General features: G+C 54.4%; 9 protein-coding genes and 1 other RNA gene. 2 read left to right on the top strand and 8 right to left on the bottom strand.

Going from position 1 to position 13,980, the window contains the following annotated elements:
- Positions 1-67: 67 nt before the first annotated feature.
- The 3 genes from ssrA to VPK24_RS17090 all read right to left on the bottom strand — a co-directional run bounded on the left by ssrA (position 68) and on the right by VPK24_RS17090 (position 2,828).
- Positions 68-466: a transfer-messenger RNA gene (gene ssrA / locus VPK24_RS17080) on the bottom strand.
- 277 nt (positions 467-743) lie between these two features.
- Positions 744-1,130, bottom strand: a complete 387-nt coding sequence (locus VPK24_RS17085) for a DUF423 domain-containing protein (protein ID WP_393015179.1) — start codon at positions 1,128-1,130, stop codon at positions 744-746.
- A 162-nt stretch (positions 1,131-1,292) separates the two neighbouring features.
- Positions 1,293-2,828 carry a flavin monoamine oxidase family protein gene (locus VPK24_RS17090; protein WP_393015180.1) on the bottom strand — a complete coding sequence of 512 codons (1,536 nt, stop codon included), beginning with the start codon at positions 2,826-2,828 and terminating at the stop codon, positions 1,293-1,295.
- A 135-nt stretch (positions 2,829-2,963) separates the two neighbouring features.
- Here VPK24_RS17090 and VPK24_RS17095 point away from each other — a divergent pair, with 135 nt between their 5' ends.
- Complete coding sequence (locus VPK24_RS17095; RefSeq protein ID WP_393015182.1) at positions 2,964-3,800, top strand: 5-formyltetrahydrofolate cyclo-ligase; 837 nt, start codon at positions 2,964-2,966, stop codon at positions 3,798-3,800.
- A gap of 106 nt (positions 3,801-3,906) precedes the next feature.
- Here the strand turns inward: VPK24_RS17095 and VPK24_RS17100 are convergent, their stop codons facing one another.
- The 3 genes from VPK24_RS17100 to cobN form a co-directional block, all read right to left on the bottom strand.
- Positions 3,907-4,761 (bottom strand): MBL fold metallo-hydrolase, encoded by an 855-nt coding sequence (locus VPK24_RS17100; RefSeq protein ID WP_393015184.1) that lies wholly within the window; start codon positions 4,759-4,761, stop codon positions 3,907-3,909.
- Positions 4,762-5,328: 567 nt separating this feature from the next.
- On the bottom strand, positions 5,329-5,850 hold the full coding sequence (locus tag VPK24_RS17105; protein ID WP_393015186.1) for a universal stress protein: 522 nt from the start codon (positions 5,848-5,850) through the stop codon (positions 5,329-5,331).
- Between the two features lie 562 nt (positions 5,851-6,412).
- Positions 6,413-10,327 (bottom strand): cobaltochelatase subunit CobN, encoded by a 3,915-nt coding sequence (cobN, locus tag VPK24_RS17110; protein ID WP_393015187.1) that lies wholly within the window; start codon positions 10,325-10,327, stop codon positions 6,413-6,415.
- Between the two features lie 220 nt (positions 10,328-10,547).
- On the opposite strand from cobN, the gene VPK24_RS17115 reads away from it, so the two are divergent.
- A complete protein-coding gene (locus VPK24_RS17115; protein ID WP_393015189.1) occupies positions 10,548-11,330 on the top strand; it encodes a YebC/PmpR family DNA-binding transcriptional regulator in 783 nt (260 codons plus the stop codon).
- Between the two features lie 147 nt (positions 11,331-11,477).
- Here VPK24_RS17115 and VPK24_RS17120 read toward each other — a convergent pair whose 3' ends face one another.
- Both VPK24_RS17120 and VPK24_RS17125 read right to left on the bottom strand, forming a co-directional pair.
- On the bottom strand, positions 11,478-11,918 hold the full coding sequence (locus VPK24_RS17120) for an ATP-binding protein (protein WP_099534557.1): 441 nt from the start codon (positions 11,916-11,918) through the stop codon (positions 11,478-11,480).
- A gap of 4 nt (positions 11,919-11,922) precedes the next feature.
- Positions 11,923-13,647: a SpoIIE family protein phosphatase gene (locus VPK24_RS17125; RefSeq protein WP_393015191.1), complete on the bottom strand. Its 1,725-nt coding sequence runs from the start codon at positions 13,645-13,647 to the stop codon at positions 11,923-11,925.
- Positions 13,648-13,980: the final 333 nt, after the last annotated feature.

Consider the following 13,980-nt stretch of genomic DNA (forward strand, 5'->3'; position numbering starts at 1 on the left):
TTGTTAACCAGATCACCAGCTTTTAGATCACTAGTTTCTGATTAGCGATCAGTGATTAACCGTAACGGAGTGGAGCTGGAGGGAGTCGAACCCATCGTCCGCACCAAGTAGTTATACCTTGTTCATTCACAGGCTTAGTCTCGCTGACCCTTGAGACGGGAACCGCTACTTAATCCCTAGCGGTAGGATGCCTCGATTAAAGTCTTTGCTAGCAGGCCAACCGAAGAAGACCGGACAGCGCATCCGTTGGGGTTAAACTCGGTGACCTTAACGGAGTCGGACAGCGAGTGCTCAACCGTCTAGTTAGAGGTGTTACAAAACTTAGGCAACAGCCACAGTCTTGCGAGCGAAAGGAACGATGTTGTTCGCATCTACTTTTTTGAGCCATTGATTTACGAGAGTTAGCCCGCTCTCGGCCTGCATCACTCAGTACCTGTTCCCAGCACGTCGAAACCGTGACAGCCCCGTGGTGTTAGCAGTGTTTTCCAGCGTTCTTAGGGTTGCGATCGCCCCAGGTTAGGTTTGGCAACGGCCATTCCAGGAGGGCAACAGCAAACTAAGTTGAGCTTTCAGGAATCAAGGCATTAATTAGTGCATTCCCAATTAATTTGTTCCTAGGTGCTCTTGAGCTGGCTGCTATGGGAGTAGATAGCCATCGTTGAATGCTCCTGTATTCTATCGCGATTGGCGGGCGATCGGGCAAGGGCAATTGGGCGATCGGGGCGAAATTTCCCTACTTGTGGCTACGGTTTTGCGCCCTGGAAAGCTGCCAGCCCAAACGCGAGCCAACTGACAATGAGACCCACGCCCCCGATCGGGGTAATGACACCCAAAATTTTGGGCGCGCCGAAACTGAGGGCGTAAAGGCTGCCACTGAACAGCATCATCCCCAGCAGGGCAGACACCCCGGCGATCGGGAGGCTCGGGGCCACGGGTTTGGGCATCGCGCCCATCGCCACCGCAACCATACCCAACAGCAGCGCATGGATGAGTTGATAGCGGGCAGCCGTTTCAAAAATCGCCAAGGCGCGATCGCTCAGTTTTTCCGCTAACACATGGCTACCGAAGGCCCCAGCCGCCACCGCCATTGCTCCTAAAAATCCAGCCCCACCTAAAAACCAGCGTTCCATTTGATTCACACCAGATTTTCTTGACACCGAATTTTAATGAATTCGGCCTTCCCTTAATTCCGAAAGCCATACCCAAGCACAAAGAAATCGGGATGAAAGCCAGCCAAAGGCTCTCGCAATTTAACCAATTCAGATTCAGGGCCGTGAATTGCTAGGCAGAACCTAGGCAGAAGCGTGATGAATTGCCATGATCTGATCCGCAGCCCGTTGACCCGATCGATAGGCTCCGTGAACCGTGGCCGCATGATTGCGAGAGGTGGCTTCCCCAGCAAAAAACAGGCGATCGGCCACGGGTTTGGTCAGTTGACCGCGATCGCTCAGGGTGGCCCCCACTCGCAGGAAGGAATAGGAGCCGCCCGCAAAGGGATCGCGACCCCAACGAGTCACCCAAACCGCCGTTGGGTCAGGAATTTTGGGGCCAAACATTCGTCGCAGAGCCTTAAGGGCACTGGCGGCCTGTTGCCCGTCGCTGAGAGCTTCCAGCTCGCGGCCCTGTTGCGCCGCATTAAACCCCAACAAAATGGGGCGATCGCTGACCCGCTGGAAATTCACCCACTCATTCCACAGACCCGGCGGATCGGAAACAAACCCGATCCAATCTGGCTCTGAGGGCCAAAAGGAGCGAGGGAATTCTAAATAGATTTTGTTCAAAATGCCCATTCCCAGTCGATTGATGGCGCTTTGGTGGGTGTCGGGTAGGGCCGGGGCAAAGGTCACTTGACCCGACTGCAACACCCCGATCGGCAAGGTCACCACGGCCGCGATCCCAACCCATTCACCGCGATCGGTGGTGATTTTGACTCCCTGCTGATCATGCTCAATTCGGCGCACCATCTGGTTGAGCTGCAATGTCAAACCACTGGATAGGCGACGGGCGATCGAGTCGTAGCCGGTGGGGAACAGCACATCTGCCCCCTCAAAACCGTCACCCGCATCCCACTCATTGGCCGATAGCTCCGCCATCGATCCAGCATATTCATGCTCGATCGACCCCTTCAGCAACATCCACACCGCCCGTTCATCGTCGGCCGTGAGGTTAGCCCGCTGAACCAAGGCTTGCAAGTCCGCCAACAGCGGGCGATCGGTGGAACGCTTTTCTCGCAACCGGTTCTGTTGAGCCAACACCTGCCCTAACACCTGCTCTAGGCGATCGTGCCGGGCATCATCCACTAACCGGCTCTCCCAGTCATAGAGCCACTGATTTTCCACATCCGTGGCCACGGTGGGAATTTGCCACTGCTGAGCCAAGGCGGCGATCGGGTTGCCTTGGATGCCATGGATCCAACTGGCTCCCAAGTCCAGCGCCACCCCCTTCAGGGCCGAGGGTCGCAAAGACCACAAACGCCCCCCAACCCGATCGCGCCCCTCCAGCACCACCGGATCCCACCCGCGCGATCGCAACTGACGGGCCGCGGCCAACCCGGCAATTCCCGCCCCAATAATCAAGACCCGGCGGGACGATTCAGCCTGCGTTAGCCCTGTCATTGATGGAGATTGTGGTGATGGGACTTGTTTGGATGACGATTGTTGAGCATTCAGCCCCCATCCCTGACCGCAACTCACCAAACTAGCACCGGCCGCACCACCCAGCATTAACCGCAAGAATCGATCGCGCTTCATGGCCAACGCGCCACCCTTTGCCGCTTGTTTTTTTCCAGGATAGGCCGCCAACTCCAGCCCTTGATTAACCCTCTCCAAGTTGACCAGGGTTAATCAGCGGCAGCTTCTAGCCATCTCCGTTAATCTTCCTGAATTACCCACTGATTCCCATGATTCGGGCCCGGTAATTGGGTTACCATCGAAGACCCGCGCTTGCATTGGGTCCGCTCTGCCATGTATCGTCCCAATCCAGAAAAAAAGCCGCTACGTAGAGCGCTGTTACTGCAACGCCAGGTTATGCCGCAAAACAAATGGCACAACCTCAGCACGGCCCTGCGCGATCGGATCCAGTCCCTCCCAGAGTGGCAAACGGCACAGGTGATTTTTGCCTATGTGAGCCATCGTTTGGAGCCGGATATTTTGCCCTTGGCGCAAACGGAGTTGGGACGCAACAAAATTTGGGTGTTGCCCCGTTGCCAAGGGGAATTGCTGGTTTGGCATCGCTGGCAACCGGGCGAACCGCTGGAACCGGGGGCCTATGGGGTTCAGGAACCCGCTAGCGATGCGCCCGTGGTGGAACCAACGGCGGCGGATTTAGTTTTGGCCCCCTGCGTTGGGGCCGATCGCCTGGGCTATCGGCTAGGCTACGGGGGAGGATACTACGATCGACTCTTGGCGGAGGTGCGCTCCAATACCCACACGATCGGCGTATGTTTCGACTTTGCCTTATTGGACGCGCTACCCACGGATCCTTGGGATCGGCAATTTGAAGCCTTTTGCACCGAAAGCCAGGTGATTCACCCCCAATCCCACGGCCCCACCCAAATTCGGATCACGATCAAACTTTTTGCCGTCTATCAAGAAACATTCGGCAAATCAGAGCTGATTTGGGAATTGCCTGCTGGCATCACGGCCGGTGAAGTTTGCGATCTGATGATCCAAAAACACCCCAACCTGGAACATTGGCGAAACATGACCCGCTTCGGCATTAACTTTCAGTTTGTGCCCGATAGTACCCTGCTGCGGGATGGGGATGAACTGGTTTTAATTCCACCGGTCAGCGGCGGTTAAGGTTTTAGTTGCAATTTCCAAGTTGGATCGCACCTGACTCAGTCATGCTGGGTCAGGCGCAGTATTGATGCGATTGATGCGTCTGAAATTCTTGATCTGCTTCGAGTCAGGGAATTTTGAACTCCATCCCTTCACGAGCCAGGAAAGAATCGGGCGATCGCTCCTTCAATTGCCGTTCCACTTCATCCAGAAAATCATCACTGTGGTTTGGCTCGTGGTGAAAGACCGCCAGATGCTTTACGCCCGCCACTTCCGCCACCTTGACTCCCTCTTGCCAAGTGGAGTGACCCCAACCCACCTTGGACGATCGGGGGTTGTTGTATTCCTCGTCGGTGTACATGGCATCGTAAATCAGCACATCTGCCTCACGAGACAGTTGCACCACGTGCTCATCCATCCGATCGGGCAAATGTTCCGTATCCGTGGCATAGACCACCGTTTTTCCATTCCAGGTAATCCGGTAGCCCATGGCTCCGTTGGGATGGTTGAGCAGCCCCGTCTCAATTTCAATATCCCCATCCACCACAAACTGATCCCCAGCCGTTAGGTCATAGAAATCGACCTCTGCCTTGATTTGTCCCACGGGAATTGGGGAATGGGGATTCAGAATTCGATCGCAAAAATGATGTTTCAGCGGCTCGCCCGTATTCGTTTGACACCCATATACCGTCAGCCGATTGCCCGACGTGAACAGGGGCGTGAAAAACGGCACACCCTGAATATGATCCCAGTGGTAATGCGTGAAGAACAGAAAGGCATCCAGCGTTTCGCCAGGAGCCATTGACTCAGCTAAAGACCGCAGGCCCGTACCGCCATCAAAGATTAAGCGCCGCCCGCCAACACACAACTCCACGCAGGACGTGTTGCCGCCATACCGCACGGTGGACTTGCCCGGTGCAGGAATGCTGCCTCGCACGCCCCAGAAACGGACTAGAAAATCGGGTGAAAGCGCAATCTCCATATTGCCTACATCAAACAAGACCGGAGCAAGCAGATCCGGATTGGACGGGCTAGGTGATCGCAATTCTCTTAGTGAGTGCAGCACCAAGGCACTGACCCAATCGAGCAACTGAGTATTCTCTAGCCAGGGTTATCGAGCTGCGCGATCGGTTGAAAAGCCTAATCGCTGCGGATCTGAGTTGATCACTAACACTAAGTTGATCACTGAGCTGATCGTGACTGATCGTGCGGATCGAGGGTTTGCTGAGAATGCTTAACGCAAATTGCCCGATGCTATGAGGCAAACTTATGGCCCCAGAACACCTCCTGTTGAGCCTAGCATAGACCGCGAGGATGGGCACTAACTACCTAGTTCCATTCCCGATCGCGCTGTTCCGTGCAAATTATCGGGAGCGGGCCAAAATCTAGCGCATGTTTGCACCAAGGCTCAGATTTTGGCCATCCCACCCTAACCTTCAACCCAAAATTGGCTCGATCGCAGAAGTCGAAAATTCAAGCCCCTGAGACAACGAAACCCTAACGTTCCGATCGGGCGCTGGTTCCGCGCTTCTTCTGGCGCTGCAAAAGCCTACGGATTAGCCACCGGTTCGCTGGGGTTCGCTTCCTCCGACACATCCTGGGTCACCAAAACCGCACAGGGACAATGGTGCAGCACATAGTTACTGACACTGCCCATGAATAGCTCACTCAGGGTTGATTGGCGACGATGCCCCACTACCACCAAATCCGCTTCCCAGGTGTGGGCAAGCTGACAAATGACCTTACCGGGCGAACCGTGGTTTTGAGACCACTCGGTAGGAATTTGGCGTTCCGCGGCCACATCGGCCAAGACTTTGAGCTGTTTCAGGTTTTCGTCAATATAGGATTGCCAAGCTTCGTGATAGCGCTGCAGCAAAGCATCATCAGGCAGAAAAGCCGGCACAAAAAATAAATCGTCGCCGGGGGGCATGGGGGCGCTGCCTTCGCCGGGAAACAGCACATGCAGCAACATGACCGATGCGCCTAGTTTTTCAGCCAGGTCAATCCCCTGACGAAAAGGAGCATGGTCAACGGAAGGATCTTCAATGGCAATCAAAATTTTGTGATACATGGCTAGGCTCCTTGAAGGCTGGCTGGGATCAAAAAAGCGGGCCGCGTCAGCCAGAGTTAATGAGGGATCGCTACAAATCAAAACAGGGGCAGCCCCAGAATGATTAGTGATCGCCGAATTTAGTCATACCAAAAAATAGTTAAGTGCTTGTTAAGTTTCATGCTGAATTAAAGATTATCTCTAGCATCTCTGATTTTCAATTTAATGTCTAGAAATTGCCATATTTATTGATAATTCTGTGAGCAACAAGTCTTATTATTTTGTAGTCAATTAAATTCATCAATAAACTCATCAATAAGTTCATTATTTGGATCGTAGTTTCGCTTTTTAGTTATTGGCATATATTTTATTTTTTGCTTTAATCACTTTTCAGCAAAAATTCAAATCAGCATTTGATGCAAGGGTTTGATTTTAACAAAAAATTTTCATTTTATTGAATTTCTGCCTCAAGAAAAATATGGCATTTTATGAAGATTTATGGTGATTCGGAACTCCTAAAATAGTAGGGATCAGCAAGAATCATGGGACTTTTTGGGCGATGCAACAGTCGATCGCCCTCGTACTATGAGCGAGCTTCTAGATCGGCTTCCGCTTCCAGGGCGATCGCTTGCAGTTGATCTAACCGCTGGGGATCGGCAGGGATCCATAAACCGCGTTGATGGGCTTCTAGCAAACGCTCTGCCATATCCCGCAGGGCCCAGGGATTTTTTTGGCGCACAAAGTCCTGAACGGTGCGATCGAGCAGATAGGCCTCTGCCACGCCGTCATACATGAAGTCTTCGACACAGCGGGCCGTGGCATCGTAGGCAAACAGATAATCGAGGGTGGCGGCCATCTCAAAGGCTCCTTTGTAGCCATGGCGCATGGCAGAGGCAATCCATTTGGGGTTCACAACGCGCGATCGATACACTCGGGCAATTTCTTCCGCGAGTGATCGGGTGCGGGGGCGATCGGGTTGCGCATGGTCTCCAAAATAGACGGTGGGTTGTTGCCCGGAAATGACGCGCACGGCGGCCGTTAAGCCCCCTTGAAATTGATAGTAATCGTCGGAGTCTAAAAGGTCATGCTCGCGGTTATCTTGGTTCTGCAAAACCACTTGCATTTCCCGTAATCGCTGCTCAAAGGCTTCCGGGGCCGATCGCCCGATTGGGGCCGCCAGGCCATTGCTGGGCGCATCGCCACTGACGGGGCCCGAACGACCCGCGCAACTGTAGGCATAGCTGCTCCAGTTCAGATAGGCCCGGGCCAAGTCCTGGTCGCTTTGCCAGTTTTGAGCCTCAATCAGGCCCTGAAGGCCTGCGCCGTAGGCTCCGGGCTTGGAACCAAAGATGCGGTAGTGGGCGCGGGTGCTGGCCTGCTCCTGGGTCAGGCCGCTGGCTTGCCATTGGGCGGTTTCCTGACGCACGCGCTGGGCGATCGGGTTGTCGGCAACGGCTTCATCCAACGCGGCAACTAGGTAAACCGCCCGATCGAACAGTTCAATTAGGTTGGGGAAGGCATCCCGAAAGAATCCAGAAATTCGCAGGGTCACATCCACCCTGGGCCGCCCGATCACGGACAGGGGCAACACCTCCACACCCACTACCCGCCGCGCCGCCCCGTCCCAGCGGGGCCGCACCCCCAACAGCGCCAACGCTTCAGCCAAGTCATCGCCTCCGGTGCGCATGGTGGAAGTGCCCCAAACCGACAACCCGAGGGTGGTTGGATAATCGCCATTTTCCTGAACATAGCGTTCGATCAGGGTGTTGGCGGCCTTGCGCCCCACTTCCCAAGCGCTTTCCGTGGGCAGGGATCGCAAATCCACCGAGTAGAAATTGCGGCCGGTGGGCAACACGTCCGCGCGGCCCCGGCTGGGGGCCCCCGATGGCCCCGGCGGCACAAATTCGCCATTAAGTCCCTGCAAGAGCCGATCAATTTCCTGGGGAGTTTGGCGCAGGGCGGGCAGGAGCCGATCGCGCACCCAAGCCAAAGCCTGATTCGTGTGGGATCCCACGGACGGCCAGGGGCGATCGGCAATAAGGGCCGCCACGGCTTCGCTGGCCTGGGTTTCCAGAACGGCGATCGCGTCTCCCAAGGTGCGGCAGGTGGCTAAGTGGGGCCAGCGATCGACCTCCGGCAACGAATCGCCCCAATCGGCCGTGAGGGGATCGAAACTCAGTTGCCAATCTTGGGCGATCGCCCGCGTCAGTCCCCCTTGGCTGCCTTGGGCAGAACGGGCGATCGCCACGGTCAAATCACGCAATTGATCACCCGTGGGACAATGCCCAAAAATATGCAAGCCATCCCGAATTTGGGCTTCCTTTAGTTCGCAAAGATAGCCATCCAGGGCAGCGATCAGATCTTCAATGGCTGATTGGTTTTCGAGAACGGTCTGAGCTGAGTTTGATTCCTGAGTTAAGGAATAATTAGCAGCTCCTAGTTTGGTTTTGAGATCCCGATCGAGCTGATTATCTTCAATCAGTTTCAATAATTTAGGAGCAATCACCCGAGTTCGCTTGGGATCTAAACTTTGTGCTTCATAATATTCATCAATCAGGCCCTCAATTAAGCTCAAATTGCCATACAGTTCTGCCCTAGTTAACGGTGGGGTTAGGTGATCTAAAATTACCGCTTGGGCCCGTCGTTTGGCTTGCGAGCCTTCACCGGGATCATTCACAATAAATGGATAGAAATGAGGAACCGGCCCAAGGGCAATTTCCGGGAAACAATTCTCTGAGAGAGCAATGCCTTTTCCGGGCAACCATTCTAAATTGCCATGCTTCCCAAAATGGATGATCGCTTGAGCGGCAAATTGCGATCGCAACCACTCATAAAACGCTAAATATTCATGGGTGGGTTCCAAGTCTGGCGCGTGATAGTTCAAACTAGGATCCCGATCGTATCCTCGGGCCGGTTGAATACCCACGAAAACCTTGCCCCATTGCAACCCTGAAATGGGAATCACCGGCTCTTTTTCAATCGCCGTTTTGGGGAACCATTGTTCATGATCTGGTTTCGGGTTGGTCAGGGATCCCCAGCGCTGATTGATGGCCTCTTGCACCTCGATCGGCAAGGTTTCAAACCAGATTTGGTAGTTCGTGAATGATAGATGTTGGCGAATGGATCGCCCCGTCCAGCCCTCAGGATCATTGGTCGTTCCTTGGGTCAGTTGCTGAATGAGTTGGTCACCGGTTGTTGGCAATTGTTCTAAATCACCCAAGTCATAGCCCGATCGCGCCAACGCCCACAGAAAATCAACACAACTTTGGGGCGTATCTAAGCCAACGCCATTGGCCAAGCGCCCATCTCGATTTGGATAATTGGCCAACACAATGGCGATCGGGCGATCGCCAGGAGCCGATCGCCGCAACTTCACCCAATTAGCCGCCAGTTTTGCCACAAAATCCAAGCGATCGGGAATGGGTTCAAGCGCGATCGTTTCTGTTTCTAAATCCCGATCGCGCTGTTGCACCGATTTGCAAGCCACCAGCCGAGTTGCCACCCGACCGTCCACCTCCGGCAGCGCCACCTGCATTGCCATATCTCGAGGGGATAATCCTTGCTGATTGGCAACCCATTGATCTTGGGTTCCGCTGCTTAAAATAATTTGCAAAACAGGCACATTTAACCGCTGCCAAAGGGAATGGGGTTGCGCCTGGCCAAGGGTAGATTGGGCCTTAGTGATTGCAAATCCCGTTGAAGCCAATAACAGGTCGATCGCCTGAGATTCCAAGGCGGAACCCACCTCTTCCTGAATATCTGAATCTTGCAACGAAGCCACGTAGACGGGCACTGGTTGTAAATTCACCGCCAACAGGGCATGGCATAGTTGATCGATCGCCGCTAAGTTTCCCGCTTGATAATAGGCTCGATAAAATAAAATTCCAACAATTCCAACGGTTCCAATCGGTTTAGAAACTGATGAGCTTTCAAGAGCATTATTTTTAGGATATTGGTAAAAGCCCCAACGTTCGATCGGCTGAGGATTGGGAGGTTGATATTGCGTTTGAAAATAGGTATCTGATAATTTCAAGAGCGCATTTTGAACATTCTCCACGCCTCCTTCGTTCAAATAGCGCCAAATCTGGTCACACAAACTTAAGGGAGCCGTTGAATGGGAAACCAAGTCAGGATCTGGGCGATCGTCTCCGGGCAAAACCAACAGCCCAATGCCCGATCGCTCGGCGAGATCTCGCACCACCTCTAGCCCATAGCTCCAATAGGCACGGCCCCCCAACAAGCGCAAAACAATCACCTGCACTTGCGACAAAACGTCCTCAGCATAGGTATCGATCGTCAGTTGCTGTTGCAGTTGCAAGAGGTTAGTGGCGCGGATGGCTGGAAAATTTTCCGGCAACGATCGACGGGCGATCGACAGCGTTTGAATATCCGTATCTTTGGCCGTCAAAACAATGATCGGAGCCGGAGTTTGCTCAACAAAAATAACGCCTTCTGTATTCGGTTCCCAGCCACCGGGCAACGCAGCAATCCTATGCATTGGTCTTTTGATCGTCGTGAGCGCTAGTGGAACAATGAGCAGCGTTTAGGCAAGAGCGTTTAGACAAGAGCGTTTAGGCAAGAGCGTTTAGAAAATTGGGCAACTTAATCCCGTTCGATCGCATCGGCCTTTAAAATTTCAAGGCGATCTTTGATTCGTCTCGCCAAAGACCGATCTTAGTCCTGAGTTTGTTCAATCTTTCATCGATTTAGCTGGAGCTATGGCCGGACATAGTAAATGGGCAAATATTAAACGCCAAAAGGCCCGGGTGGATGCGGTGCGCGGCAGTGTCTTTACCAAGCTGTCGCGGGAAATTATTGTGGCGGCGCGCGGCGGTGCGGATCCTGCCGGCAATTTCCAACTGCGGACAGCGATCGACAAGGCCAAGGCGGCCGGCGTGCCCAATGCCAACATCGATCGGGCGATCGCCAAGGGAGCCGGTCGGCTGGCGGGGGAAGGGGCGGAACTGGAAGCCATTCGCTATGAGGGCTATGGCCCCGGTGGCGTGGCCGTGCTGATTGAAGCCCTCACGGATAACCGCAACCGCACCGCTGCTGACCTGCGCGTGGCCTTCAGCAAAAACGGCGGCAACCTGGGGGAAACCGGCTGCGTGGGTTGGATGTTTGAAAACAAGGGCATAGTCACCATCGTGGGCGAGGCGATCGAGGAAGATGCGCTGCTGGAAGCCTCGATCGAGGGGGAAGGAGAATCCTATGATCCCTTCTCTGGCCAAGACCAAAAGGGATTTGACCTCGTGGGGTTTGAAGTCAAAACGGCCCCAGATAACTTGGAAAATTTGGAATCGGTGCTGAAGGCGCGTGGCTTTCGGGTGTGGCAATCGGAAACTCGTTGGTTTCCCACCAACACCGTCGCCGTGACCGATCGCGATCAAGCCAAAGCCCTGATCAAAATGATGGACGCGATCGAAGACTTAGACGACGTACAAAGCGTCGCCACCAACTTTGAAATGGCCGACGACCTGATGGCGGAAGTGATGGCTTAGGCGATCGGCCCCACAACCGGGGTGATCGCAGGCGAGCATGGGCGATCATCAAGGAGTCAGACTAGCCCCCATAGCTGACCCGATCGGACTGCTCGATCCACTAACCTGTAGTCCACTGGCCTGTAGCCCTATAGCCTGTAGTCCTACCTAGTTTTTGGATTGGGACTCTTCCCGAGGGGGCAACGTCGCCAACAGCACCAGGCAGTTTTTGCCATCCACCTGCAACCGATATTCCACCCGATCCATCAGCCGGTTCAAAATCAACCAGCCATAGCCATTTTCCTGCTTGGCTTCCGGCACTGGCGGCAGGTAATTATCCAAACTGAAGCCCTGGCCGCGATCCCAAATCTCGATCGCCAGCTCCCGATCCTGCACCTCCACCGACATCTCCACCGGCAAGTGGGGGCGATCCTTGTGGGCATGGCGCACCACATTGGAATAGGCCTCCGCCAGCACCAGTCGCAGACGGTTCGACTGGCGGGCCCAATCCACTCGATCGCCTAGCTCAATTTCCAGGGAACCGAGTAACCACTGCTCAACAATGGTTAGAAACTTCAAGTTGCTTGGGACTTGGATTTCAGTTCTCATCGGTTTACAGAACCTCCAGCAGCAGTAGGGTCTGGTCGTCTTCTTGCTCGTCGGGCGCAACCTGTTGCAAGGTCGCCAACAAGCGCTTGAGATCAAACGGGCTTCCTTGTTGCTTCAACAGTTCCCACAGGCCCTCCTGTTGCAACATTGAACCGTTCACCACACTTGTTCCCAGGAGTTGTATGTTCGCCACTGTTGCTTCCGTAATTCCGTCACTGGCCATCAGCAGAGCCTCCCCTGGCTCTAGAGTCTGTTCCCCCCCCGTACCTTTCCACTCCGGCAAGATACCCAGCGGCACTCCCCGAGCCTTGAGATAGGTTGGCTCAATTTCCTTGAGATCGCCACCGGCCAGGACTTTTTCCTGAACCATCTGGGGCGACCAAACCACGGGGTAGACGTGACCCGCGTTGGCATAGCTCAAGCGTCTCGTGCTGGGAGTGTAACGTGCTAGGGCAATCGTAATGAATCGGTTGCTATTAAACAAATTTTCAAACAGGGCCCGATTCAGCCGCCGAATCGCTTCATCTGGCTCCGGAGACTCCGCCCGAGCCAGCTCTTGACGCAAGACAGAGATCGAACTGGCCATAAATAGGGCCGCCGGAACCCCCTTTCCGGACACATCCCCAACCGCTAACCACACATCCCCCTGAGGATGGATAAAGACTTCAAAAAAGTCGCCCCCCACCTCGCGCGCGGGCTGACATTCCGCTTGCACACGCACCCCGGGTACTTCTGGCCAATGTTGGCGCAACAAGTCCGCCTGTACCTGCCGCGCCACTTCCAATTCCATGCGGAACTGCTGGGTTTGGGCTTCGGTGCGCTGATACAGACGGGCTTGGGAAAGGGCCAAGGCCGCCTGTTCCGTCAGCTCCGAAATCAACGCCACTTCATCGGTTTGCCAGCCGGGTTGTCCTTGGCGCACCAGGGACAACAGGGCCAAACATTCTTGCTGATAGACCAAAGGGATGAGCAACTCATCGATGGATCCCCCTGGGCTGTCGCTGCCATCGGTGTTGACTTGGGTTTGCTGAATGGTCAAGTGTTCCAGGGCCGCCTGCACCGGATCCCGCAATTTCCCGTCTTCGTGGGTCAGGCTCCAGTCATCCCGATCGAGTGGGTAGCGCAGGGGTTCCCCTTTGGCTTGTCCCCCTTCCACGGGCTGCAACAAGGCGCAATGGGCATTCAGGGTGGTGGTGATGGTCTGGGCAATGGTGGGCAACATGCTGTCGTAATTCAGGGATTCCCGAATTGCGCTCATCATGGCGTTGAACAGGGATTCGCGGCGCAGGGCCCGGTTTAACTCGTTCGTGCGGCGCTTAACCACACGATAGGTTTCGGCCGCTTGGTTCACGACGGATTTGAGTTCGTCGGGACTCCAAGGCTTTGTAAGATATCGGAAAACTTTACCGGAGTTGATGGCTCCTACGAGGTCTTCTACGTCGGTGTAGCCGGTCAGAATAATGCGGATCGTGTCGGGGAATCGATCGACGGTTTTGCTCAAAAACTCAGTGCCGTTCATGCCCGGCATCCGCTGGTCTGAGACGATCACGGCCATTTCCCCGTCGCGATCGAGCACTTCCAAGGCATTGAAACCACTGTCAGCCTTATAAACCGCGAAGTCGCGACGGAAGGTTCGATACAACAAATCGAGGTTATCCGGTTCGTCATCAACCACCATCAATTTGAGTTTTGTTTCTGCTCTTGGTGTGGTTTGGACGACTAAGCTCATCGCGTGCTCCACTTGCACTGCTGGACAGGGTTGGCTGGGGTCGTGGGGGTGACCCCAGGGATGGGGATGGGCATCGGGTTAGGTTGTTGCAAACAAGGTTACCCGATCGACAAAGGGGGCTAGAAAGGAGGCTAGTTTTTATTACTTAGCCTTTTCAATTCTGGCGACCATGATCCGGTTGATCGCACCATCCCTGAGTGAGGAACGGGCCCCTTCCAAGCTGGGAAGAGAATTAATCCTCGGGGCTGGTGTAGCGATCGATACAAGTGGGCCAAGGCTCACTCGGGATAAGGGGGGAATTCCCACGTTCTACCCTAGCCTACCCGATGTGCT

The organism is Limnothrix redekei LRLZ20PSL1, from assembly GCF_043235035.1.
GTDB lineage: Bacteria > Cyanobacteriota > Cyanobacteriia > CACIAM-69d > CACIAM-69d > CACIAM-69d.